The organism is Dyadobacter beijingensis DSM 21582 (assembly GCF_000382205.1).
Taxonomy (GTDB): domain Bacteria; phylum Bacteroidota; class Bacteroidia; order Cytophagales; family Spirosomataceae; genus Dyadobacter; species Dyadobacter beijingensis.
Map to the genome: position 1 here is coordinate 931,955 of NZ_KB907786.1, position 26,353 is coordinate 958,307.

The window sequence follows — 26,353 nt, forward strand, 5'->3', positions numbered from 1 at the left end:
GTGAAAAATAGCATTAATTAGCGATTTACAAGGCACCTACACCCGCCAGGGCTGGAATTGAATGAGTACTGAGAAGCAGGAAGGATCTGAAAACGGAAATCCGCCCGCCAGGGAGGTGATGTACCATGCAATTTTCGACAACACCACCGACGCCATCGTGCTCTGCGACGACGATGGCCGCTGCCTCGACGTCAATGCCGCTACGCTCCGTATGATCGGGTGCGACCGGGACGACCTGCAAGGCGTTTCCATCGACCAGGTGCTGGTGCTACCACCGGAAACACCGTTTGCATGGCTATGGAAGAACTTCCTCAATGGTGAAATTCTCAACGGTCTGATGAAAATAAGGCGCAAGGACGGCACCTTCGTGACCGGCAGTTTCAACGCCAAACCAAATATTCTGCCGGGCCTGCACATGTGCGTAATCACCGACGTAACCGAGCGCCTGGAAAAAAAACGCGAGCTCATGGAGAGCGAACGGCGCTTCAAAGCATTGGTCCAGGAGGGCGCAGACCTCATTGCGATCCTCGACGAGCAGGGTAACTACCTGTTCGTAAGCGAAAGCAGCGAACCCATCCTCGGCATTCATCCCGACGAATTTATCGGCAAAAACGCATTCGACTGGATACATCCCGACGACCGGCAGGCCGTACTGGCATTATTTTTAAAAATGAGCGAATACCGGCAGATCAAAACGGAGCCTTTTCGCTTCATGGACGGCGCCGGGCAATATCGGTGGATCGTGACCACCGCCACCAACCTGACCGACGACCCGGCAGTAGGCGGCATCGTCGCGAATTCCAGGGATATTACCGAGGCCGTCGAGAAAGCGACAGCCCTTTTGATCAGCAATGAGCGCTACCGGCAGCAGAACGAGCGGTTACGGGAAATCGCCTGGACGCAGTCGCACAAGGTACGCGCGCCGCTCACACGCCTGATGGGACTGGTGGACCTGCTTCGGTCGGGTGATCTCGGAACGATGCCCTTCGAAACGGTCCTGGAACACGTCAGGTCGTCGGCCGATGAGCTGGACGAAGTGATCCGGGAGATTGTACGCAAAGCAGATAAAGTCCAAAACAATGAATGACGGGTTGAAAATCCTCCTGGTAGACGACGACAAGATCATGTTGTTCCTGCATCAGACCTTTCTCAAACGCAGCGGGGTTTCGTATGACACGGTGCTATGCTACAACGGGCAGGAAGCTTTGGATTACCTGGATATGAACGAGGCGATGGCTACGACGTTCCTTATCCTGCTGGATATCAATATGCCCGTGATGAACGGTTGGGAATTTCTGCGGGCGATCCGCGACCGGCCTTATTTGTCCCGGGTCCAGATCGTGATGGTCAGCTCGGCCACCGAAGAAACGGAAAAAGCGCGCGCATTCGCTTTCGGACAGGTGATCGACTACCAGCAGAAGCCGCTGACCATCGAGTCGTGCCGTCGCATTATCAGTTCCGATAAATTGCGCGGGTTCTTCGACGACCCGCTCTCCCAATAGCGCCCGGCAAGTGATAAAAGCATTCAACTTGTCACCAAAATACACGTGATTTGCCATTTTTAGGCGTATTTTTGAAATTCAACGTTCAAAAAGGCTCCTATTTGAAAGATATTCAATATTCCGAATCTTTTGAGCAGCTTTGGAAGGAGGAGGCGGAAGTCAGGACGAGGATACCCAACCGGCTGTTCTGTGTTACATTTCTGATATGTAACCCATTATCGTCCATCGCCTTCTTTTTATCGGGAGACCCGTTTTTCTACACTTTATTGCCTACGCACCTGCTTTCGGGCGCCGTGATTCTCGGGTATTTTTTCCTGCATTCCAGGAAGGTGATTTCCGGGCAGCAAATGAGCTTTTACACGTTTGCTACACTCATTTGTTTTTACGCATTTCTGCTGTCGAGGCCGCATCTTTCCTACGTACAATCCTGCCTGAATCTCACGCTCGCCGTCATATTTGCTGCGCTCGTGCTGCGCTGGCCGCTGCGGTATGCGCTCGTCGTGTCGGCGCTGGGGCTGGTCCTCTACCCGCTGGCGATCCATTTTGTGAGTGATACCACATTGATTTCCTTCTTCGAGCAGGGAGGCGTGTTCGTCATGGCCGGGCATTTTCTCTTTCCATTTGTTGTAAAACTCAGTTACAACGAAGGCAAACGCAACTTTTACTTCCGTTATACCCTGCAACAGCAGAACGAGGCCCTCGAACGCCAGAAAACCATTGCCGAACAAGCCACGCGTGCCAAAACCGATTTCCTCTCCATGATGAGCCACGAAATCCGCACGCCGCTGAATGGCATCGTAGGGATGGTGCATTTGATGATGCAGGAAGAGGAAAACCGCGATAAGCCGAATGATCTGCTCAAAACCCTGAAATTCTCGGCCGATCACCTCATGGCGGTTGTCAACGACGTGCTGGATTTCAACAAAATCAATTCCAACCACGTCGTACTCGACCCGCAGCCATTCAATCCGTTTGATTTTTTCGATATTCTCAAAAAAACCTTCGACCCGAAAGCTGATGAAAAGGGTATCTCGCTCGTGTTCGCCATTGATCCGAGCCTGCCCCCGCAGCTCATTGGCGACCGCCTGCGGCTAAGCCAGGTCATTACCAACCTCGTCCATAATGCAATCAAATTCACGGCCAGGGGGTCGGTGGCGCTGCACGTGCGCGAGGTCGCACGGACGCCCGGGGCCATTACCCTGAATTTCGAGGTGGCCGACACCGGTATAGGCATTCCAAAGTCCGAACAGGCCGGCATTTTCGGGATTTTTACGCAGGTCAGAGTGCGGACACATTCGGATAGTATTACGGGCACAGGCCTCGGTTTGGCCATTTCAAAAGAACTGATACGATTGTTCAACAGCGAAATACACCTGGAAAGCGAGGAAGGCAAAGGCTCGAAATTCTCGTTCCGGCTGTCGCTGCCATACTCCACCGAACCGATCGCCGGCCGTCAGCCGTTGCAGGAAATCGCGCCGGAAACCATCCCGGACGTGCGCATACTCGTGGCCGACGACAATAAGACCAACCTCGTAGTAGCCACGCAGCTCCTGAAACGCAAGAATATACCCTACGATACGGCCGCGAACGGTCAGGAAGCGTACGATCTGTTCAAACAGAACCGGTACGATCTCGTGCTGATGGACCTTCGAATGCCTGTCATGGACGGTTTCGAAAGCACCACCCTCATCCGCCAGCTCGATCCCGCCGTTCCGATCATCGCCCTCACGGCCTCTGCATTCGAGAACGAAAAGGAGCGGGCGATGGCGAGCGGCTTCTCCGGATACTTTATCAAGCCATTCATACCGCAGGATTTTTATGCCTACATCTTTCCATTTCTGGGTATCACTTTAAAATAATATTTATTAGGGTTATAGTGAAGCGCGCTTCATGCGGGCGCTGGCCTATCGTTTCCTCGTAATGAACTGGGGAGCGGTGCCTGTGATCGAGAACAACCTCACATTGCTTTGCGATACCACCGTGCAGCGGAACACGCCCAAGAGCGGAAATCACGCAGACGATCCCGGGCGGCAGCCAGAAACTGATCGTTCGCGGGGACTTTTTCTATCCGCCGCTGACCGTCACCTTCTCAGGCGGGAAGGTGGGTAGGCTGGTAGGGGTGAAAGACCAGGAAATACAGGTGACGGTACCCGAAGGTGCGCAGCCGGGTCCTGCGACGATCAAGACGAAGTTCGGAGAAACGAAATCCGACCTCTGGTTCCGCGACAACCGGAATATCTTCCTCAGCAGCGACCCGTTCACCGGCTGGTGGAATGCCGCGTTTGTTGTTACCAAGCCGGCGGCAGGTGACCCGCCCGCGATCAACGGCAATTATATCCGGGTCAAAAAGGCGATCGGAGGCTGGCAATGGACGGAAGTGGCCGGCGGACCGCCCGATGCCGTAGGGGCAATCAGCAAAAACATTCCCGACTCGGCCATTTTGAAACCCGACAAATACTTCCTCAAATTCGAAGTCAATACCGTTAAGCCCTACAACAACAATGTGCTGAAAATATCGGCAGGACTAGCAAGCGGTTTTAACGATAGTCAATACACGTGGCTGCCGCCGTACGACACCAAAGGTCAATGGCAAACGGTAGTTATCCCATTCGAAGAAATTGCGACGGCCTATGAAAAAGCCGGGTCTAAAATGGTCGTAAGTGCGAAAGGATATTATACGAGGTTACTATTTCATGGCGGCGGCGACCTGGATTGCGATATGTCGTTCGATAATTTCAGGGTTGTGCCGAAGGTTAGTGAATGAGGCAGTGAGTCAATGAGTCAATGAGTGAATGAGTGAATGAGTTAATGAGTGAATGAGTCAATGAGTGAACAGGTCAGATATCGGCAGGTGTTGTGACTAATTTCATGACTAGACCTGGCCCGATGACTCCCTGACTGACTCCATTTGTGTATCTTGTGGTTTTACCAATACCTAAACCCATGAAACGCAGAAAAGTTATTCAAGGCCTTTCCACATTACCATTAATCGGCTCGCTGCCGTTGTCCGGAGCGCGGGTTGCTCCGAAGAAAAAGCGCGATTTGATCGCTGAGCTGGGCATCCGGTCGTTTATCAATGCGGCGGGAACGCTCACCTACATGTCGGGATGTATTATGCACGAAGAGGTCGTCGATACGATCGAAAACACTTCCAGGCATTTTTGCATGATCGACGAGGTGCAGGATAAAGTAGGAGAGAAGATTGCGAAGCTGGTCCATTCCGAAGCGGCTATGGTGACCTGCGGTGCATTTTCTGCCATGACGCTGGGTCTCGCAGGCGTGCTTACGGGGCTGGATGTACGCAAGGTGGAGCAGCTGCCGCATCTGGAAGACACAGGCATGAAATCGGAAGTGATTTGCCAGAAATCACATAACGAACGATACAATCATGCATTCCTCAATACCGGCTGCAAGGTGATCGAGGTGGAAACGGCCGAGGATGTAGAGCGGGCGATCAGTGAGCGGACGGCATTGCTGCACTTTCTCAACATCACCACCAATGCCGGGCAGATCAAGCATGAGGAGTGGGTCGCGTTGGGTAAAAAGCACAATATCCCGACGTCTATCGACATTGCCGCGGATGTGCCGCCGGTATCCAACCTCTGGAAATTCAATGATATGGGGTTTGATATGGTGTTCATATCAGGCGGGAAAGCAATGCGCGGGCCCCAGAGCGCGGGTATTCTCATGGGCCGGAAGGATATCGTCGCAGCCGCGCGCCTGAATGCGCCTCCGCGCGGGTTCACGGTCGCACGCGGGCACAAGGTGAACAAAGAGGAGATTTTGGGCATGTATGTGGCGCTCGAAAAATTCATTTCCGGCGATCATGACCGCGAATGGAAAGAATGGGAAGCGCAGATCGCACGCATTGAAAATGCCGTGAAAGACTTGCCCGGCGTTACCACCAAAGTGACCATCCCCGAACTGGGGAACATTACGCCTACGCTTACGATCAGCTGGGACGACAGCATTGTAAAACTCACCGGGCGCCAACTCCGCGACAAACTGCGGTTCGGCAGCCCGTCCATAGAAGCCGGTTTTTCGGGACTGCCGTTGTACTACTATCAGGCTGGCTCGGATTCCATCGACCCGGCAACGGAGGGTACGCTGAAAGGGGCCAATCTCATCCGCGTAACCGCCTGGATGTTACAGCCCGGCGAGGACAAAGTGGTGGCACGGCGCATCCGCGAGGAATTGACCGGCGCAAGCGGCGCCTAGCCACTTGCTTAACGGTCGGCTACTCCATATCACGAAGTTCCGAAACCCGCTGGTACAATTCCAGCACCGTGCTGACGCCGAGTTTTTCAAAAATCCGTGTTTTGTAGGTGCTTACCGAGCTGCCCGTGATGTTCAGGAAGGTTGCGATTTCTTTCGTCCATTTGCCCTGAACGAGCAGGTCCATGACTTCCAGCTCGCGTTGGGAAAGCATGACGAGCGGGTTACCATTCCGACCGGGTCGTGCGAACGGGCCACGGAGAAGCGCTTCTGCCACGTCGGGGCTCATGTAGCGGCCTATGTCAAACATGGCCGTGATGGCTGCCCGTACCTCTTCGGTGGAAGAAGTTTTTGAAACGAAGCCATTTGCGCCGACCCGCAGGTAATGCGCGGCATAAATTTCCTCATCTACTCCCGAAAACATCATGATCAGGACTTCCGGCTGAATGCGCCGGATTTTCTCGATCATCTGGAATCCTTCGCCGTCGGGTAGATTAATGTCGAGGACAATGAGGTCGAGTTTTTGGGAAGATACGATGCGGAGCGCCTCCGGAAAGGTGTCGGCTTCCCATGATGTAACCGCGGGTAGCACCTCGCGTAAAATAAAGATGGTTGCAAGCCTTACAATCGAATGGTTTTCAACGAGTAGTATGTGTTTCATTCACCGGCCGTGTCAGAATATTAATCTTAGAAAAGGGAGACAAACTGCTTCCTGGCCGTAAATGTAAGTTACCGATAAGCGTGCTATTGTAGCGTTAGCGCAAATGGATTATAGAATCATTTCTATCGCTATTTAAGAAAAGCTACACGTAATATGTTGTTTATCAAATAGTTGTATGTAAATATAGAATTAGTTTTTTATGCATGCAAACTGTTTTTAAGTTTATTTAGCAACGTAGTTTGCATGCGGTGACACATCGCTGTAACGACGGCGATGACAAGGGCATCCGATGCAATCCGAGTTGAAATTCTGTTAATTAGAACTGTTTGAGCAGAGACACTTTTTTAGAAAGCTCGATCGAATCCACGACATCGAGCTTGTTGAAAATCCGCCGTTTATAGGTACTCACGGTATTTTCTTTCACATTCATGATCGCAGCGATTTCCTTCGTCCACTTGCCTTCGGTGAGCAGCTGCATAACCCGCATTTCATTGGGCGAAAGGCTGGTAATAGGGTTCATTACTTTCCCGAAATTGTTGTCTTTGATCGTGTTAAGCAGGATTTGCTGTACCTGGTAGCTCACATATTTGCCTTTGGTCATCACGGCTTTGAGTGCTGTCTTGAACTCGTCGTGGCTGGCCTGCTTGGACAGAAACCCATTCGCGCCGGCTTTAATGTAGGGTAATGCATATACCTGCTCATCGTAGCCGGAGTGTATGAGGATGATGATGTCGGGCTGTTTGCTCCGTATCATATTCATCATTTTAATATTCTCGCCGCCGGGGATATCGATATCGAGGATAAGAAGATCGAACTTTTCCTGGTCGAGGAGTACCAGGCCTTCCGGGAAGGTATCGCATTGTGTGACAGAGGCTTTGGATTCAGATTCGGAGATGAGCAGTTTAAGCCCCATCCGTATAAGCGGATGATCTTCAACGATCAGTATCTTCATAATCTTTGATCAAGAGGTTTGTGGTTTCACCGGAAACGCACAAATCTAAATATTTATCAAAGTCTCGGCTTGTAGAAATGTATCTACGGCTGCAACGTTTTAACTCTATATGTGCACTCTATTGTACAAAGTAAATTTGTGCATTAATTAACGTTGAGTATCGTAAATATCCTTCCGGCGGTTGTTGGAGGGATATTTTTTGTAGGGTACAAATGATTGAATGACTGAATGACGAGTAGCATATCATTCAATCATTCAAAATTCAACTATCTAACGCCCCAACCCTTATTAGGCAGCGGCCCCATTTCCAGTTCCAGCGTCCCGCCATTCGCGAGTTCTTCGTGGGTGAAGGTCGGTACGTTGAGGGGTTTGCCGTTCATTTTGGCGCTTTGGATGTATTTGTTGGTAACCGAGCAATCTTTGGCAATCACCTTGAACTGCTTGCCGTTCGGCAGGTCGATCGTTACTTTTTCAAACACTGGGCTGCCGATGGTGTACACGGGCAGGCCTGGCGTGATCGGGTAGAAGCCCATCGATGAGAAGACCACGAATGCCGTCATCCCGCCGCCGTCCTCGTCGCCCGGAATGCCGAAAATATTGTCCTTGAACCACACGTCGAGCAGGAACCGCACACGTTTTTGTGTTTTCCAGGGCGCGTCCGTGAAATTATAGAGGTACGGAATGTGGAAGCTAGGTTCGTTACCCATTGAATATTGTCCCACAAGGCCCGTCGCATCGGGAAATTTGCTCCAAAATTCGTATTTACTGCGGCTTAGGCCCTCGCGGTAAAGCTGATCAAGGCTGCTCTCGAACTGCTTTTTGCCGCCTATGAGGCTGATCAGGCCATTAATATCGTGCTGAACCTGCCATTTGTAAGTCCAGCCATTGTTTTCGTCGTAAAATTCGCGTCCGCCCATGCCGCCGTCGAATTTGGGATCGATGGCGATCCATTTGCCCTGGCGGTCTTTCGGGATGAACATCTGTTTTTCGTCGTTCCAAAGGTTTTTGTAGTTCGTCGCCCGCGCATTGAACTTTTGGAAGTCGCTTTCTTTTCCAAGGTCTTTGGCCAGCTGGCCCACGGCCCAGTCGTCGTAGCTGCCGCCAAGGGTGACCGCCACGGCCTGCCGTTTTTCAAAATTGTCCACCAGTTTCACCGTTTCCTTTTCGCCCGGATGCAATGCCGGGAAGAAGCCTTTGGTATGGTAAATGTCGTCGAGCTCGCACTTCGGGCCGTTGCGCCAGGGGAGCATGGTAGCTTGCTCGGCATTCTTTTTCATGCCTTCATATGCCTTGGCTATATCAAAGTTTTTCAGGCCTTTGCGGTAGCCGTCGAGCATCGTAACCGACGAGTGGAAGCCGTTCATACACGCATGATCACCAAAAAGCACGGGGAAAGTCGGTAGCCAGCCGCTTTGTTCATACATATTCACGAACGATTGCAGCATATCCTCTTCCTGCGCCGGGTTCAGGATCACGCGCAACGGGTGATGGGCGAGGTAAGTGTCCCACGTCCAGTCGTCTACATAAAACGGCCTGTTGCTGGTGTGGATCTTTTTGTCATACCCGCTGTAATATTGGTTGTCCTCCGAGATGTTCACCATCCGCTCGTAGGTACGGTAAAGCGACGAGTAAAAACTGCGTTTCTGGCCCTCGGTACCGCCTTCGACGCGAATTTGACCGATGGTTTTTGACCATATTTGCTCGCCGGCCTTCTTCAAATCCTCGAATCCAGCCGTTTTGACCTCTTTTTCAAAATTCTTCCGGGCCTGCTCCGGGCTCACGTACGAGATTGCATATCGGAATTCGATATTAGTCGCATCGTCCGGAAAAGTAACGTACGCTTGCGCCCTTTTACCTTTCACTTCGTCGCCGGCTACCACATTATCGCCATTCACCGAGCCGGTTTTCCCGGGCTGGCTAAACGTGCCGTAGAGGTACACGGGAATGTCGTCATGGTAAATCTCTTTCGCCGTCACTTCTTTTCCACCATTGAATTTCCAGCTGCCTTCGCCATTGTTATACAGGTCGAACAGGATACTTTTGTGGCCGTTTTTGGGAAATTCAAAGCGATAAATGCCCGCCTTGTTGCCCGGAACGAACTCTACTTTCACTTCATCGTCGATCAGATAGGTCGAATAATAGTAAGGCCGAAGTACTTCCAGGTCGTGGTCGTAGGCCATTTTGTGCGTCCAGGCCGCGGCGGTTACGGGCCGGATGCTCGGGCGCAACGCGAAAGCCTGGCCGAGGCGGTGCGATACGACGATGGCGGGAAAACTCGAAATCTGGTCGTCGAGGTAATCCTGGCGGACGGGGAACATTCGCATCATCTGGTTGGGCAGCTGCACGGTAGGACGGGTTGGTTCCAGCAGCTGGCCCACATTCCCGACGCGCAGGTCCACGTATTGCAGGTTATCTTTTTCCGGGGAATGCTGTGCGGGAGTGGTTACTGAATGTAAGCAAAAGGCAAGTATGAATGAGGATGTGGTTAGGTTTTTGAAAGGTTGGATCATGCTTAATTAAATTTTAATGACGGTTTCGGCGCTTATATTTTCCATGAAATCGGTTTTAGAAAGTATAGTTAACAGTTTGTACCGGGCTTTCCTGAAAATACAAGGATGTGTTCAACGGGTTATTAAAAACCCTGGTTATTGTTTAACTTTAAATTGATATCGTCCAAGAGCGGTGTGTGGACGAGAACACGAAATAAACGCGCGCTACTTAAGAAAAGCTTAACAATCGATTAACGTAACCCTTAAATGCATTGCCGGAGGAAAACTTTTTGGGTTTTCCTGCCTCCCCACTCTTATGAAATTCAGGTCTATTTTTCTCTTGTTTTGGTTAACACTGTTGTCGGGCCGCCTGCGCGAAGCGTCAGCGCAGTCGTACGGACTTGGTTTTGAGAGTTTTGAAGCGGTGCAGGATAAACGGACGGGCCTCGACCTGAGCCCCGATGGTACCATTTGCTTCGATAAGGACTTCGAACTGTCTTTTGAACTGTCATTTCTGCGCAATAAAAAGACCTATTTCGGCTACATCGTGCGCGTCATCGGTGACGATCAGCAAAATATCGACCTGATTTACGACAACAGTTCGGTCAACCAGGACCATTTCAAACTCATCATCGGCGAGCAATTTGCCCCCGTCGCATTCGATTTTCACGGCGATGACCTTTTCGCAAAATGGAACCGCATTATCCTGCGGTTTCAGAAGCAAAAACAGCAGATTACGGTCGTGTACGGAAACAAGAGCTTTTCGCAGCCGGTGAAGTACATTACAAAGGGCTGTTACAAAATCCTTTTCGGGGCCAATCAATACAAGGAATTCCGGACGACCGACGTCCCGCCGATGAAAATCCGGCATATAGAACTGCGCGAGGCCGGCCGGCTGGCGTACAACTGGCCGCTGAATGAAACGGATGGGTTAAAGGCAACCGAGGAAATCAGCCACAAACCGGCAGCCGCGGCCAATCCGATCTGGATTAAAAAGCTGCATTACGAGTGGAAATTGCTGCAAACGGTGACGATGAAGGGTTACGTACGGGTGGGTTTCGATGAAAAAGGCAGCCACGTTTTCGTGGTGGGAGAAGACTCGCTCGTGCGGTTCAGCCTCGCCGGCAACCGGCTGGTAACGATGCCCTACCAAACCGGCCGCCAGCCTGTTTATGTCGATAACCAGGTCCTTTTCGACACCGGCCGGAACCGGTTGTATAATGTGTTCTTGAATGAAAAACAGGTTTCCGTATTCGATACCGCTACCCGAAGCTGGGACAAAAGCGGGATAGTGCCGCAGGCAAAGACTTACTACCTGCACGCCAACAAATTCCTGTCGCCCGCCGATTCTTCCATTTATATGCTGGGCGGTTACGGGCATCTGGCTTACAAGAAGGAGGTGCAGCGTTACCACATACCGTCGGGCACCTGGCAGCAGGTCCCGCTCCGTGACTCGGCGTTCACGCCCAGGTACCTGGCCGCGCTAGGCGCTACACACGGGGGCGCGTATGTGATGGGCGGGTATGGCAGCTCCACAGGCCAGCAAATGCTCAACCCGCGCAACTGGTACGACCTGCTGTATTTCGACCGGGCAAAGCGGACATTCCGGAAGATTTATGAGCTGAAAGTGCCGAAAGAGGATTTTGTTTTTGGTAACTCAATGATTATCAATGAACAGGATAGCTCGTACTATGCATTAATATTCCCGAAACATCAGTTTAGTTCGGAGCTGCAACTCATCAAAGGCTCGCTGACGCGGCCGGAATTCAAGGCGGTCGGTTCCAAAGTACCTTATCAGTTTATTGACATCGAGTCGTTTGCCGACCTTTTTTACGATAAAGCCAATGGCCGTTTCGTAGCGGTGACGCTCTATCGCGATGCCAATTTGCAGACCAAAGTGGCCATTTACTCACTCTATGCGCCGCCGCTGGAAACGGTGGCCCCGCAAATGGCGTCGTCTGATGACGATCTGGGGCGAACGCTATGGGGCATCGGCGCGCTGGTGTGTGCTGCGCTGCTGGGATATTGGCTGTACCGTTACATGCCGGGCCAGTTGGGCAAGCAAAAAGCGACCAAAGCGCCGATTGTGGGCCCGGTGGTACCTGCCGCAACGGCGACCGTTGCCGAAATTGAAGCCGTCGGGCCGGAGGAAGAGGAGATCGGGAAGGCTGTTCCGTACCATAGCTGCATCCTGCTGTTTGGTAACCTGCAATTGTACGATGAGGAAGGGAACGAGATCACGAAACAGTTCAGCCCGCTCGTGAAGGAGCTGTTTTTAGTGATATTGCTGTATTCGATCCGTTGGGATGGGATCAGTTCGGAGAAATTGAAGGAGTTATTGTGGTTTGACAAGCCTTCCGAAAGTGCGCGCAACAACCGCTCGGTGAATATCGCCAAACTGAAAGCGATCCTCGACAAAATGAAGCACTGCCAGGTGTCGAAAGAGACGGGTTACTGGAAGATCAAGATCGATTTCGAGAAGATAGAGGTCGATTATATGCATTATCTCAACCTCGTGGGCAACCGCAAGCTGCTCAGCAAGCAAAGCATTATCGAACTGGCAAGCATTACCAAGCGCGGCAATTTCCTTTCGAATGTAGAGTACGAATGGCTCGATAGTTTCAAATCCGAGATATCGAACGAGATTGTCGATGCCTACCTGCGTTATGCAGGCTCCGTAAAAATTGCCGACGACGCGGAATTCCTCGTGAAACTCGCCAACTATGTATTCTACTTCGACCCGGTGAACGAAGAAGCGATGATCCTCAAATGCAAGGCGTTAGCCCACTTGGGTAAGCATTCCCTCGCAAAAACCACCTTCGAAAACTTCGCCCGCGAGTACAACCGCATTTACGGCGAAGATTTCCGGAAAGACATGCCGGAAGTGCTGCATTCTTAAAAACAAAACAGAGACCGCTAAGATAGCGGCCTCTGTAAAAACCCCAGTTAACCCTCAGTGAAAATTCAGCCTTGTTGTTTTGCTTCCCACCGGCGTATCGATTTGCAGCAGGTAGGAACCGGTATTGGGCAAAGTAATGGTACGTTCCGTCGCGGGTGCGTCGAACTGGCCGAGTTTCCGGCCGAGCTGGTCGAATAGGAGCAGCTTTTGAGTTCTTTCCGGCATTTGGACCCTAACCTTGTTTTCGTGTGACGGATTCGGGTAAACGTAGAACCGGTCGAGGCTTTCCTTTTGCGGGATCACGCATACGATCTTGCTGTACGTGTACGAATCGTCGAAATCGACTTGCCTCAGGCGGTAGTAGCTCGTCGTCACGAAATCCTGATCGATATAATGGTAGCTATGCTCCGTTTTGGAATTGGCCGCACCGTCTACCCATCCGAGCAGTTCCCATTTTTTACCATCCGGCGACTTCTGTATCTCGAACCCGAGGTTGTTGACTTCTTCGGCCGTTTTCCAATGCAGCTCGGCAAGGCCGGCAGCGTTCAGCCGTCCCTCGAAGCTGATGAGTTTCACCGGCAGTACGGATAAATCTGAAAACGTATTGAGGCTGCCCAACACCCAGTTGACGCTCACGCCATTGGCCGATCCGGAGCCAGTGGCGGCGTAGATGGCCCCGGGAGAAATTTGCTGTGCCCGCGTATGATATGCGCATAGAACGATAGCGGTGATAGTGAATAATCTTTTCATTTGCCGGTCTGCGTTGAAGTTTCATGTTGGCCTTGCATCAAGCTCTTCAAGCTGGCTTCCAATGCATTGAGCTTTCGATTCATTTCCTGCAACGAGGCCAGTTCCTTTTTCAAAGCGGTTATTTCCTCCGTCTTTTTGTCGAGCTCTTTGACGGCTTCGATCAGGTGGGGGATGAGGCCGATGTAGTTGACGGCTTTGAAGCCGTTGCCAGCTAGGGAGACCAGCTCTGGAAATACCTTTTCGACTTCCTGGGCAATTACACCGGTTTGTAGTGTTTGGGCGCTCTTTGTGTCCTTCCAGTGGTAAGAGTAGCCTTGCATGTTACGAAGTCCTGATAAGCTATTTTGTAATGGATGAATATCGGTTTTTAACGCCCGATCAGAAAAATTTGAATAGTGTTGTGCATAAACGTTGCCGCCGCTATGTACGATGAAACGCCATAAATTGTTGATATAGAAACCGACTTCATCGTCTGACTTCATTCCAACAAAGCCTTCTGTTATATTTTGGGAATTGTTAAAATAAATACCCGCGGTGTTGCTTCCGCCGTTGTTTTTTATCCGAGCACGGCCTCCAATGTCCAAGACATATTCAGGATTTACACAATTATTACCAAATCCGACATTGCCATTTCTTAGCACCGTAATTACATTTGAACGAGATGCGCTAGTTCCGTTTCCGATCTGAAATAATCGGTCAGTGGCCGCTTGCTGCGCCCCAGGGAAGTCTCCGGAATTATTGTACGTGCCGATAGTAACCCCGTCAATCGCTTTTGCAAGTGCACCTTCTCCCATTGCAACAGAACGAAGTCCGGATGCGATGGAGTTACCAAAAGAAACAGCGTTTATTCCAGTGGCTTCCGAGCCGTTACCAAAAGCAAGCGAATTGGTATTAGTCGCTTTCGAGTTATACCCGAGTGCGACCGCGTCCTGCCCCGACGATTCGGCAGCATTCCCTATTGCTACGGATCTAAAATCGGTTGCTTTGCTATTTAAACCCACTGCTATCGCTCCACTCGCGGATGCTGCCGCGTTCTCGCCAATTGCCGCCGAGATAATACCTGACGCGTTTGCGTTCGATCCTGTTGCGAACGAGTTCGTACCTGACGCCTTGGACCCATATCCAATGGCAAATGAGTTGATGCCCGTTGCTTCCGTATTAGTACCAAAGGATGCCGACTGGTCTCCAGAAGCAAGAGTACCCTCCCCTGTTGCAAATGAGTTAATGCCCATAGTCGCCCGATTCCATTTGTTCCCCGTATTTTTTCCTGCCCTGAAGGCAGCATTTTTAGGATACCAAATAAGCAGGTTTCCGGTTGAAACATCTGGTAAAGAACCTGCTCCGCTGGTTCCAGTTTGGACTATTGGTTCGTCATCTACCCATTTTTTTGCCACGACAGCTGTATCTGATTTTAGGGAACTAGTTGCTTGGATGGCTTTCAAGGTTTGCAGAGCATACGGAACGCTTAGCAGCTGTGTCGTTCCTAAATCGACTACGGCTGGCAATCCATCGTAATACATCGCCGTTTGCAAAAAATAGGAATTTGCCTCCCAGTTGATGTTGCTGAGATCTGTTATTGCCCCGATCTGCAAGTTGAAAATTCCGTTAGCATTTGTAATCGTATTATGAGCCTCGCTGAATACGACAGGTCCATTAGCGCTTCCCTGGTGAATATCGAATCCCACCGTAATATTCTTACTAACCAAAACCTTCCCATCCACCCCTCTCGCAACCCCCTGAAAACTAAACTGCTGCGGCGCTTGCGCTATCGCCTGCGAAAAACAGCCAACCAGCAGACAAAGCAGAACAACCACCCGCGTTTTGACCTTCCGCGTACGTCTGTATTCGAATTTGATTCGCAGCAGGCCCGACAAGGTGGCCGGGGTGATTTGCCGCATAGAGAGGATCAATAGATTTTTCATGTGTGTAAATGTTTGGGCTTTAATAGAATGTGGGCGGTAATATGGGCAGGTTTCCCGTTAGGTGGGGGACGGGATGATTTATCGGCGTTCGGGGAAATAGCCTGCGGTAAAATGTGGCGGGACGGAGAGTTGGGGAGGCGTCGGTGAAAACCAGTCGAACCTGCGGCGAAATGACACTAAGTAATCGCTTGGTAAGTTTCCCCTGCCGGGCAATAAGTGGATTTCCGGGATCGCACGGGTTGTCGACAACTTGGGGCACCGGACGTAGCTTCCGGTTTTACCTAATACCCGCAGCTATGAGAAAAGAAGTGAAATCACCCGTCTGGGCGATTGTCTTGTTGGCCATTTGTTTGATTTTAAGATTCTGCGACCCCTGGCTATTTCATGAAAAACGTACCGTAAAAAGGCATCCCTACCTGCTGCGCTGGTCGCCGGGAGCGTTTGGGAACGGAGCGGTCCAAATGGAAGAAATACGCTCCGGCAGGCATTCGCCGTCGCTGGATTCGCTGGCGAAAAGAGGTTACTTCTTGCGATAAGAGGCTATTTTGGCGTACAGTTCCGCCGGGCTGAACGGTTTGCTGATATAATCATTCATACCTACCGTAAATGCAATGTCCTTGATGTCCATCATCGCCGAGGCCGTGAGCGCAATGATCGGCAGGCGCTTGTACTTCTCGTCGGGCAGGCGGCGGATGTGGCGCGTGGCTTCGTAACCGTCCATTTCAGGCATTTGCAAATCCATCAATACCAAATCATAATCGTTCGCTCGTACCTTTTCGAGGGCCACGAGGCCATTTTCGGCGAGGTCGTACTCCACGTTCCAGTGCTTCATGAAGTTCTTCATCAGCAGCACATTAATATTGTTGTCTTCCACAATCAGCAGCCGCATCCCTTCCAGGTCGAAATGGTTCGCCGGAGCGCCGTTGGCCTGTTCGGCGAGGTGTTTGGCGCTGATCGGGAAGGTGAGGCTGAAATAGAATGCCGAGCCCTCACCGGGCGTGCTGTCGACGCGGATCGTGCTGTGCTGCAATTCGAGCAGCCGTCTGGTGATCGTCAGTCCGAGGCCGGAACCGCCGTATTTGCGGGTCGTGTCGGAGGTCGCCTGGGTGAAACTGTCGAATATGTTCCCGAGCTTTTCGGGCGGGATGCCGATGCCCGTGTCTTCCACACGGAAATCGATCGTGACGCGGTCGCCCTCCCTTGCCGACACGGCCGCGGAGATGGTCACCTTACCGCTTTCCGTGAATTTGACGGCGTTGCTCACAAGGTTTGTCAGGATCTGCCCAAGCCGCACCGGGTCGCCTGCCACGGTCACATTCACATCGTTGCTCACTTTCAGTTTCAGCAAAATACCCTTTTCATTGGCCTTTTGCAGCACGCCGGAGCGGATATTCTCCATGAGCGACAATACATTGAAATCCACCTCCTCGAATTCGATCTTCCCGGCTTCTATCTTGCTGAAATCCAGGATGTCGTTGATCAGTACGAGCAGGTTTTCAGCAGAAAATTTCAGGATATTGAGGTATTCCATCTGCTCCGGCTTGGGGTCCTGTTGCAGGAGCAGATGCGTGAAGCCGATCACCGCGTTCATCGGCGTGCGGATCTCGTGGCTCATCGTCGACAGGAATTGGGACTTGGCGATGGCCGCCATTTCGGCTTGTTCCTTCGCTTTGATCAGCTCCTGCTCGGTCTTCTTCTGCTCGTCGATGTCCATAATGGCCCCGTAAAGCTTGGTAACCTTGCCAGTCGTGTCGACAAACGGCTTGCCGATGGCGTGGATGAACTTGACGCGCCCGCCCGGCAGTACGATCCGGAGATCGAAGCTGGCGGGTTTCCGCTCATTGACCGCGTCGCGGATATGGGTGCGATAGAGTGGCATATCCTCCGGGTGGATCATGGCCGAAAAAAGCTCGGTGTCGGGGCCGGTGCTGCCCGGTTCGAGGCCGAAAATGCGGAATGCCTCGTCCGACCAATAGTTCTGGCCCGTCACAAGGTTGGCCTCCCAGCTGCCGCTGTGCGTGAGCTGCTGCGATTCGGCGAGCATGGCTTCGTTGCGGCGGATGAGTTCCTCGGCCCGCTTGCGGTGGGTAATGTCGTGCCACACGACGAGCAGCACCTTTTTATTGCTGATCATCACGGGGTTTAGCGTCACCTCCACGGGAAATTCCTCGCCGTCCATGCGCTTGTGTACCCATTCGAAGCGGTTGTAGCCGTTTTCGTAAGCCAGCCGGTCCATTTCAACCGATTTTTCAGAAGAGCGGCGGCCGTCGGGCTGGAATTCGGGCGAAAACCGCGCCGGGTGTATCGATAGCAGCTCGCTTTTGTTCCTGCAGCGCAGCATTTTCACCGCTGCTTCATTGCAATCGGTGATTCCGCCCTCGTCGAGCAGTAAATGTGCGTCTGTTGAATATTGAAAGATCACGCTCAGCTTTTCTTCGACGAGCTTGCGCTGGGTCAGGTCCTGCAAAACCCCGTCCAGCTTGCCCGGATGCTCTTTTTGTATCACATTCTCGTGGATGTCGCTCACAGAACCTACCATGCGTTCGGGCTTGCCGTTTTCGAACCGGACATTACCACGGCATTCGAAATAGCGGTAGCCATTGCTTTTGGTTTTGAGTCTTACATGAACGAGGTAGGGAATGTTGTTTTCGAGCTGTTTGCGAATGGCGTCGGCGACAATCTGCTTGTCGTCGGGGTGGACGAGTATTTCGGTAAATGGCTCGTAGCCAGTTGGTATTTCACCTGGTTGATACCCCAGCAGTTCAAAAAAGCGGTCAGACCAGACCTGCTTGCCCGTGCTGAAAACCCAGTCCCAAATGCCGGCGTTGACACCAGCAATAACCATATCGAGAGATTCGGCGGAGAACTTGGATTGCATCGCGGACATATAGAATTAGTTCGTATAAATTTAAAACAATTTCTCCATCTCAAAACCCTCAAAAGATCTTTGCCTACTCTTTTACGAAATCTTGCCTGCCGAAAACTTTTTTAACGGATACAAACAGCCGTTACTGCCTTTTTTCTAAATGCTTGTGCGCCTTTAAATTAATCAAATAACCTTTTGATTTTTAGCGCCCGCCAGTCGATAAGTCGTTGACAGGCCATTGTCAGGGAAACGTAATATTTGCTTATAGCCGAAAAGTTTCCGGTTTGCAAACGGCAAAACCAGGTCTATGCGGCGACCTAACCCATGGCAACTTCAAAATCAATCAATGTACTCTATGTGGACGATGAGATCCATAATCTGAATTCGTTCAAAGCGACATTCAGGAAAGAGTTTAATGTTTTGACGGCCAGTTCCGTCACCGAAGGATTAGAAGTTCTGAAAAACACCAAAGACATCCAGATAGTTATCACTGATCAACGCATGCCGATGACGACGGGCGTGGAGTTTTTGACAGAAGTATTACGCAAATATCCAGACATCTTGCGGGTGCTGCTAACGGGGTTCACGGATGCTACCGCCATTTCTGATGCGTTGGGCACAGGATTGGCACATTACCGCATGGAAAAACCCTGGGACGAGGAACAAATCCGCGTCGTGATCAATGCGGCTTACGAGATTTCGCTTTTGCGTAAAACGGGTTTGCGGGCACAGTACATCGACGTGGCTATCGAGCTGGATTTTATATTAAGGCAAAACCTGCTGTCGTAACAATTCTTTTTCTGCAAAACGGCGTGGTTTGCCGTTGCTATTGTGGCATACCCCGCGTAAATTGGTGGGAATGAAAATGGCGAAGACCTCCACAAGACCTCCATATGAATGCAGAAACGGATGCGTTGCTGAAACGCATTGAAGCGCTCGAAGCCGAGCTGGATAAGGCGAAGCTCGGACAGGCCGCCGCCGATGGTGGCGATACGCTCGCATATTTACAGGAAATGAAGGGACGTTTCACGGCGATCGCCGATACGGCACCAGTGCTCATATGGCTTTCAGGTCCCGATAAACGCTGTTATTTCTTCAACAAAGGCTGGCTGAACTTTACCGGCCGCACCATGCAGGAAGAACTGGGCGACGGCTGGGCCGAAGGCGTTCATCCCGACGATTTCGACCGCTGCCTCGCCATTTACATCTCGCATTTCGACGCCCGCAAGGAGTTCAGCATGGATTACCGCCTGCGCCGGCACGACGGGGAATACCGCTGGATTTCCGACAAAGGCGTGCCCCGCTACACGGCCACAGGTGTGTTTGTCGGCTATGTGGGCGGCTGCATGGACATTCATGACCAGATCATGTTTTCCGAGCAATTGGAAAAAAAGGTGGAAGAACGGACGCAGCGGTTGCGGCATTCCGAGCAATTCCTCCAATCGGTGCTGAATACGGCCGGAAACAGCATTGCGTCCTACGAGGCGATCCGCAACGAGGCCGGCAAGATCATGGATTTCCGGATTGCTTATACCAATGAAGATACTTTTTCAAAAATTGGCCGGGACGGCGGGAGTATTGTCGGGCGGACATGCCGGGAGGTGTATCCGGGCATTTTCCGGAACGGGGTTTTCGAAAAGCTCGTGAAATGCATTGAAACCGGCCGGCCGGACAACTACCAGATCGACGTCCGGCTCGAAGGCGAGCTGCATTGGTTCGACGCGAGCATCGAGCGGCTGGGGGATAGTGTCACCGTGACGGCCCGGAATATTTCGGAGGAACTCAAATCGGACCTGAAACTGAAAGATCTGAACCGTCAGCTTGCCATTCAGAACTCTATTTTCAAACATTCGGAAGAGAATGCCAACATCGGCAGCTACGCCTGGAATGTGGCAACCAACGAGCTCGAATGCTCCGATAACCTGTACCGGCTCATCGGGCACCAGCCGCAGGAGTTTACGCCCTCATTCGAACAATTTCTCTCGTTTCTCCATCCCGACGACCGCCATCAGGCCATTCGTGACGGTATCCGGGCTTACGAAACGAGGGTGATCGTACAGAATACCTACCGCGTGATCACGAAAAGCGGCGAGGTGAAGCATTTCAGACTGAGCGGGAATTTTATCCGCGAAGGTGAAAACCACCTGATGATCGGCGCATTGCAGGATGTGACGAAGGACATCGAACTCAACGATACCCTGCACAAGAAGAACATGGAGCTGCGGCGGAACAATGAGGAACTGGCGTCGTTCAGCTACGTGGCGTCGCACGATTTGCAGGAGCCGCTGCGGAAGATCCGGGCGTTCAGCAGCCGCATTATGGAGAAGGAATCGCAGCATTTTTCCGATAACACGAGGGATTATTTCGCACGCATTATCGCTGCGTCCGCGCGGATGCAAAAGCTGATCGAGGCATTGCTGAGCTATTCCGGCACCAGCGGGATTAATTTCAAATTTGTCGAAACCGACCTGAACGGCATTGTGGACGAGGTAAAAAGCGATCTGGAAGAACTCATTACCGAGAAACAGGCCGTTGTGGAAGTGCAGCAGCTGCCCGTATTGCCGGTAATTCCCGTGCAATTTCACCAGCTCATGCAGAACCTCATCGGCAACGGTATCAAATACAGCAGCCCCGATCGCAGGCCCGAAGTGTGCGTCACCTACGCGTTCACGCAAGATGAGCCCGGGCAAGGCCCTTTCTGCCGGATCAGCGTCACCGACAACGGTATCGGCTTCGACCAGCGTTATGAAAACCGCATTTTTGACCTTTTCCAAAGACTTCACGGGAAAAACGAATACGAAGGCACAGGCATAGGACTGGCCATTTGTAAAAAAATTGCCCAAAATCACCACGGCTACATTATCGCCGAAGGCTCGCCGGGCATCGGTTCCGTTTTCCACGTTTTCATCCCTGCCACCACGCAGCATTGAAAAGACCCTGAAATTGGATAAGTCGGTTTATCGATTGTAAAAATCCGGTAGTTTGATGCCTTATTACCGGTTTTCAAAAGTTTCTGCCTGGAAAACCTTGCGTTTTAATTTTCAATAAGTTTACTTTGTCTATCATATTTATAGACTATATAAAAATGAGGTTGCCTGATTAACCACCAGTCGGGCAAAAGCACTTATCTAAAATTCTATCGTACCTATGAAAGCGAAAGATTTACTTCTCGTCCAGCCCCTACGGACCCGTATGCAGGCCCCCGGATGGATGGTGGTTTCCGAACGTCCCCGTTTCACAGCCATGTGCTGTTCCTGTTGTTGACTCCTGACAAAATCCTGACTCATTCATATTGAAATGACTGGTCGGCATATGAGGCATATGCGGATCAGCAACTTCGTCGCATAACTGTTCCGTCCGGCACACGCCGTTCGTGTTTACGTATATGCATGAAGGTGAGCCTTCTTGTGCCTCGATTATCCATTTTATTCACCACAAATAATGACGAAACATTTATTTCGCCTGTTCCTGCTGACGGGCTTGCTATTCACAGGTTTTTACCGCGCCGTGGCCCAGGATGCCATTACAGGCGTCGTGAAAGACGAATCAGGGCAGGGATTGCCCGGCGCGACGGTGGTCGAGAAGGGCTCCGCCAAATATGCATTGACGGACATCGACGGGAAGTTCAGCATTCCGCCCGCCAAGGAGTTTCCCTTCACATTGCAAATCAGCATTACGGGCTTTCAGCAACAGGAAATCGAGATTTACGAGCAGCCGGCCGAACCCATTGAAGTGGTCCTGAAAACGGCGAACCTGCTCGACGAAGTGGTGGTCGTAGGGTATGGGGAACAAAAGCGGAAGGACATTACCGGTTCTGTCGCATCGGTACCTATTGAGATCAAAAGTCAGCCGGTAGCATCGGTAGAGCGCCTTTTGCAAGGTTCTGTGGCAGGTGCGGTGGTAACGCAAACTTCCGGGCAGCCGGGTGGGGGCGTGAGCGTGCAGATCCGCGGGAACAACTCTATTACAGCCGGCAGCGATCCATTGTACGTGATCGACGGCTTCCCGATCAACAACGATTACGGCCTGACCGACGCCGGTGTGACCGACGGTTCGAAAATCAACCCATTGTCGTCCATCAATACGGCCGACATCGAGAATATCGATGTTTTGAAAGATGCTTCTGCCACAGCCATTTACGGCTCACGCGGCGCGAACGGCGTAGTGATTATCACAACCAAAAGCGGTTCAAAAAACAAGTCCTCCATTAATTACGATGCCTATTACGGTCAGCAAAAAGTGCTCCGCACCATTCCCTTGCTGAATGCTGCGCAGTGGTGGCAGCTTCGGAAAGACGCGGCGGTCAACTCGGGTAAAACAGCCTCTATCCCTTCTATTTCGGGCTATTCACTGGATACGACGGGCGCTGGTACCGACTGGCAGGACGCCGCATTCCGCAGTGCCTCTATCCAGAGCCATAACCTGTCCATTCTTTCGGGCTCGGACAAGACCAAGCTCGCGATTTCAGGTAACTACTTCAAACAGAACGGTATCCTGCAAAATACCGACTTTCGCCGCTTCTCGGCCCGCATTAATCTGGACCACCAGTACAGCGACCGTCTCCGCATTTTCGCCAGCCTGAATGCCAGCAATACCAAGGCCAACGTAGCGCCTACCGCCATTGTGGGTAACCTGCTGCAAACGCCCCCTTCGCTGCCTATTTATCAGGACAACGGTACATTTGTCGTGAACAGTCCGTTCGAATCGGCATTACAGAACCCCATTAACTCGTTGTACAACCAGCTGAACGAGACGATTACCAATCGTTTCCTGGGTAATGTTTCGGCCGAGTACACGATTGCGGATGGCTTGAAAGCCAAGGTGCTTGTGGGGGCCGACATCGTGGGCAACAAGCAGAACCGCTATTTGCCGAGTACTACTTCCGAAGGCCAGTCGCTGAGCGGCGATGCGATCGTTGGATCGATATTTACCAGCAACTGGCTGAACGAGAACACGATCAGCTACGACAAAGAGTTCAATGAAAAGAACAAGATCAATGCGGTAGCCGGTTTCACGGCACAGGTATCGGAAAGCAAAGGAGCGATCGCCGAAGCGGCCGGTTTTGCCACAGACGCATTTGAATACAACAACCTGGCAACCGGTATTACCAACATCGCGCCCCGCTCCCTGGCCAACAAATGGTCGCTGGCTTCCTACCTTGGCCGTGTAAATTACATTTTCGACGAGCGTTATCTGTTCACGTTTACATTGCGCGCGGATGGTTCGTCCAAATTCGGTAGCGGCAACAAATGGGGCTACTTCCCGTCGGCAGCGATCGGCTGGAATGTGAACGAGGAAAAATTCTTCCAGCGTTTCAAAAAGATCAGCCTGCTGAAACTGCGTTTGAGCGCCGGGCAGACGGGTAATCAGAACATTCCTTCCTACCAGTCGTTGTCGCAGCTGAGCTATTTCCGCTACAACTTCTCGAACACGACCGTTTCCGGTTTTGCGCCTAACACCGTGCCTAACCCGAACCTCGGCTGGGAGAAAACGTTCCAGACAGATTTCGGGGTGGATTTGGGTTTGTTCAAAAACCGCATTAACATCATTGCTGACTACTATTACAAGAAAACCACCGATTTGCTCCTGACGCGCACGGTCCCCGGAACTTCCGGTCTGTCCGATTTCTATAATGGACAAGCTTCCGTAGTGTACCAGAACATTGGGGCGGTGTCCAACCAGGGTATCGAGTTGTACATCAATTCAAGAAACCTCGAAGGCGCTTTCAAATGGAACACAATCTTCATTGTTTCGAAAAATACCAACAAAATCCTCAGCCTGGGCGACGGCGTAGACCAGATCATTCCGGTGATTTCCAACCCTTCCATCGCGAAAGTAGGCTATCCGCTCGGTTCGTTCATCGTGTACCAGACCGACGGCATTATCCAGGAAGGTGACGCGCCGTTGACCCCGCAACAGAACAAAAGCCCGGGCGGCCAGAAGTATAAGGATATCAACGGCGACGGCGTGATCACACAGGCAGGCGACCGGGTGGTGATTAAAAACCAGCCGGCATTGACGGGCGGTATCACCAACACATTTAATTATAAAGGTTTTGACCTGACGATCTTCTTCCAGGCATCGCTTGGCGGCAAATTGTACAATGCCAACCGCGCAAACCTCGAATTGGGAACAGGTTATGTGAACGGCTCGACCCTGCTGCTCGACCGCTGGACGCCTACCAACACGAATACCGATGTGAAAGCGGCTTACCAGGACCCGGCGATCACGATTTCGGACCGGTTTATCGAAGACGCGACTTACTACCGTTTGAAAAACCTCTCATTGGGCTACACTTTCCCGAAAGAGCTGCTTTCGAAGCTGCGCATTGAGAACCTGCGCCTGTATGTTTCGGCCCAAAACCCGAAAACCTGGACGAAATACACCGGTTTCGATCCCGAGGTGAGCTTGAATGGCCAGTCGCTGATCAACAAGGGCGTCGACCAGGGCGTGTATCCCAACAACAAATCTTACCAGGTAGGTCTGTCCCTCACATTCTGATAACCACCATTCCAAAATCATTGAAATGAAAGCATTTAAATATATCCTGTTGGGTTTCACGGCATTCGCGTCGCTCTCGTGCGAGGAATTCCTGAAAGAAGAACCCGAAGCATTCCTGTCGGAAGACCAGTACTACAAAACGCAGGCGGACGCGATCAATGCCGTGAACGCCGTGTATTTTTTCCTTAATTCGGGCGGTTCGTCGATCCAGACGCCTTACAACACGCTCTTCAACACCGGTATGAACATGGCCGGCGACGACGAAGATCCGGGACCGGGCGCCACCAACCCCGACGTGCGCTCACTGTCGGTATTGGCGCATTCCTCGACCAACCTGCGGATTTACGAACTCTGGCAGCAGCATTATGCCGCCATCAAAAAGGCGAATGTGGTGCTGGAAAAGGTACCCGCCATTCAGTTCGACGAGGCATTGAAAACGCGTTTGCTGGGTGAGACCAAGTTCCTCCGCGCATTGTATTATTTCAACCTCGTGCGCTTGTATGGCGATGTCCCGCTGATCCTCGAATACCAGAAATACGTGAACGCAGCGGATTATGCCATCGCGAAATCGCCTTCGGCCGACGTGTATGCGCAGATTGAGAAAGACCTCACCGAAGCCGCATCGGTGCTCCCGGCCACGTATGCGTCGCCCAACGTAGGGCGCGCGACTGCGGGAGCGGCCAAAGCATTGCTGGCGAAAGTGTACCTCACCCAGGCTTCCTTACCATTGAAAGTGAGCGCGAAATACCAGTCGGCGGTGAATAAGGCGGAGGAGGCATTGTCGTCGGCGGACGGCGGTACAGGCACCTACGGCTACGACCTGGTGACGAATTATGCGGAAGTTTTCCTGCCGGCATTCAAGAATAATAAAGAGCACATTTTCTCGGCGCAGTTCAAATCCAACTCACTGGCGCAGGGTAACAACGAGTGGCCGCGCTCGATTCTGTCGGGTGTGCCGGGGTTGAATGGCAACTACGCGCATATGGTGCGGTTCTACACGCAGGGCAACGACAAGTTTTTCAGCATTTACAAGCTGTACCAAAAAGGCGATAAGCGCCGCGATGTAACGTTCGTACGCAGCTTCACCAGCCCGACAAACGGCCGCAAGTATGCACTAACCATTGCCAACACGGCGGTACCGAACGATTCGACGCCATTCTGGAACAAATGGGCCGACCCGGCTTCGACGGCAGTTACTAACCAGTCGGCCGCCAACGTACCCATTATCCGCTACGCCGAGCTCCTGCTGATCCATGCGGAGGCCGAGAACGAAGCAAACGGTCCGACCGCGAAAGCCTACAAATCGCTGAACCGCGTCCGCAAACGTGCCGGCCTGCCTGACCTCACCGCAGGCCTGACGAAAGACCAGTTCCGCGACTCGGTATACCTCGACCGCCGCTTGGAGTTCACCTACGAGTACCAGCGCTGGTTTGACCTGATCCGTCAGCGCGATGCGGCTTACAACAGCACGTTTGTGACCAACCAGAAAAAAGTGGGCAAAACCAATGCCGCGCCGAAGCACGTCTACTATCCGATCCCGCAATCGGAGATCGACAACAACGCATCGCTGAAACAGAACCCGCTGTGGGAGTAATG

The 26,353-nt window shown here is 51.8% G+C and carries 18 protein-coding genes; 12 read left to right on the forward strand and 6 right to left on the reverse strand.

Translation table 11 applies throughout. The annotated features are described in order from the left end of the window. Positions 1-61 precede the first annotated feature (61 nt). The 6 genes from H144_RS31355 to H144_RS0103960 all read left to right on the forward strand — a co-directional run bounded on the left by H144_RS31355 (position 62) and on the right by H144_RS0103960 (position 5,720). A complete protein-coding gene (locus H144_RS31355) occupies positions 62-1,087 on the forward strand; it encodes a PAS domain-containing protein (RefSeq protein ID WP_019940734.1) in 1,026 nt (341 codons plus the stop codon). Beyond that, complete coding sequence (locus tag H144_RS0103940; protein ID WP_019940735.1) at positions 1,080-1,502, forward strand: response regulator; 423 nt, start codon at positions 1,080-1,082, stop codon at positions 1,500-1,502. Before H144_RS31355 ends, H144_RS0103940 begins: the two co-directional genes overlap by 8 nt. Before the next feature lie 101 nt (positions 1,503-1,603). Beyond that, positions 1,604-3,361 (forward strand): response regulator, encoded by a 1,758-nt coding sequence (locus H144_RS33130; RefSeq protein ID WP_157504427.1) that lies wholly within the window; start codon positions 1,604-1,606, stop codon positions 3,359-3,361. A 61-nt stretch (positions 3,362-3,422) separates the two neighbouring features. Beyond that, complete coding sequence (locus H144_RS0103950) at positions 3,423-3,611, forward strand: hypothetical protein (protein ID WP_157504429.1); 189 nt, start codon at positions 3,423-3,425, stop codon at positions 3,609-3,611. Then, entirely contained in the window at positions 3,604-4,266 is a 663-nt protein-coding gene (locus H144_RS0103955; protein WP_026350399.1) for a glycan-binding surface protein, read from the forward strand. Before H144_RS0103950 ends, H144_RS0103955 begins: the two co-directional genes overlap by 8 nt. A 179-nt stretch (positions 4,267-4,445) precedes the next feature. Continuing rightward, the gene (locus H144_RS0103960; RefSeq protein ID WP_019940739.1) at positions 4,446-5,720 is read left to right on the forward strand and encodes an aminotransferase class V-fold PLP-dependent enzyme; all 1,275 of its coding nucleotides are present in this window, start codon (positions 4,446-4,448) and stop codon (positions 5,718-5,720) included. Positions 5,721-5,739: 19 nt separating this feature from the next. On the opposite strand, the gene H144_RS0103965 is transcribed toward H144_RS0103960, so the two are convergent. The 3 genes from H144_RS0103965 to H144_RS0103975 form a co-directional block, all read right to left on the reverse strand. Continuing rightward, positions 5,740-6,378 carry a response regulator gene (locus tag H144_RS0103965; RefSeq protein WP_019940740.1) on the reverse strand — a complete coding sequence of 213 codons (639 nt, stop codon included), beginning with the start codon at positions 6,376-6,378 and terminating at the stop codon, positions 5,740-5,742. A 316-nt stretch (positions 6,379-6,694) separates the two neighbouring features. Further along, positions 6,695-7,330: a response regulator transcription factor gene (locus H144_RS0103970; protein ID WP_019940741.1), complete on the reverse strand. Its 636-nt coding sequence runs from the start codon at positions 7,328-7,330 to the stop codon at positions 6,695-6,697. Between the two features lie 266 nt (positions 7,331-7,596). Continuing rightward, positions 7,597-9,840 (reverse strand): GH92 family glycosyl hydrolase, encoded by a 2,244-nt coding sequence (locus tag H144_RS0103975; protein ID WP_019940742.1) that lies wholly within the window; start codon positions 9,838-9,840, stop codon positions 7,597-7,599. 319 nt (positions 9,841-10,159) lie between these two features. On the opposite strand from H144_RS0103975, the gene H144_RS0103980 reads away from it, so the two are divergent. Continuing rightward, entirely contained in the window at positions 10,160-12,718 is a 2,559-nt protein-coding gene (locus H144_RS0103980; protein WP_229207835.1) for a galactose oxidase, read from the forward strand. Between the two features lie 54 nt (positions 12,719-12,772). Here H144_RS0103980 and H144_RS0103985 read toward each other — a convergent pair whose 3' ends face one another. Next, on the reverse strand, positions 12,773-13,468 hold the full coding sequence (locus H144_RS0103985) for a T9SS type A sorting domain-containing protein (RefSeq protein ID WP_019940744.1): 696 nt from the start codon (positions 13,466-13,468) through the stop codon (positions 12,773-12,775). Further along, entirely contained in the window at positions 13,465-15,390 is a 1,926-nt protein-coding gene (locus tag H144_RS0103990; RefSeq protein ID WP_026350400.1) for a tail fiber domain-containing protein, read from the reverse strand. Before H144_RS0103990 ends, H144_RS0103985 begins: the two co-directional genes overlap by 4 nt. Before the next feature lie 296 nt (positions 15,391-15,686). Between H144_RS0103990 and H144_RS34210 the strand changes: the two genes are divergently transcribed. Next, complete coding sequence (locus H144_RS34210; RefSeq protein ID WP_157504431.1) at positions 15,687-15,926, forward strand: hypothetical protein; 240 nt, start codon at positions 15,687-15,689, stop codon at positions 15,924-15,926. Here the strand turns inward: H144_RS34210 and H144_RS0104000 are convergent. Continuing rightward, the gene (locus tag H144_RS0104000; protein ID WP_019940746.1) at positions 15,911-18,277 is read right to left on the reverse strand and encodes a PAS domain-containing hybrid sensor histidine kinase/response regulator; all 2,367 of its coding nucleotides are present in this window, start codon (positions 18,275-18,277) and stop codon (positions 15,911-15,913) included. The genes H144_RS34210 and H144_RS0104000 overlap by 16 nt on opposite strands. A 303-nt stretch (positions 18,278-18,580) precedes the next feature. Here H144_RS0104000 and H144_RS0104005 point away from each other — a divergent pair, with 303 nt between their 5' ends. The 4 genes from H144_RS0104005 to H144_RS0104020 all read left to right on the forward strand — a co-directional run bounded on the left by H144_RS0104005 (position 18,581) and on the right by H144_RS0104020 (position 26,351). After that, on the forward strand, positions 18,581-19,045 hold the full coding sequence (locus H144_RS0104005; RefSeq protein ID WP_019940747.1) for a response regulator: 465 nt from the start codon (positions 18,581-18,583) through the stop codon (positions 19,043-19,045). 104 nt (positions 19,046-19,149) lie between these two features. Further along, positions 19,150-21,186 (forward strand): PAS domain-containing sensor histidine kinase, encoded by a 2,037-nt coding sequence (locus H144_RS33135; protein ID WP_019940748.1) that lies wholly within the window; start codon positions 19,150-19,152, stop codon positions 21,184-21,186. A 511-nt stretch (positions 21,187-21,697) separates the two neighbouring features. Further along, the gene (locus H144_RS0104015) at positions 21,698-24,757 is read left to right on the forward strand and encodes a SusC/RagA family TonB-linked outer membrane protein (RefSeq protein WP_019940749.1); all 3,060 of its coding nucleotides are present in this window, start codon (positions 21,698-21,700) and stop codon (positions 24,755-24,757) included. A gap of 25 nt (positions 24,758-24,782) precedes the next feature. Beyond that, positions 24,783-26,351, forward strand: a complete 1,569-nt coding sequence (locus H144_RS0104020; protein WP_019940750.1) for a RagB/SusD family nutrient uptake outer membrane protein — start codon at positions 24,783-24,785, stop codon at positions 26,349-26,351. The last annotated feature ends 2 nt before the right edge of the window (positions 26,352-26,353 follow it).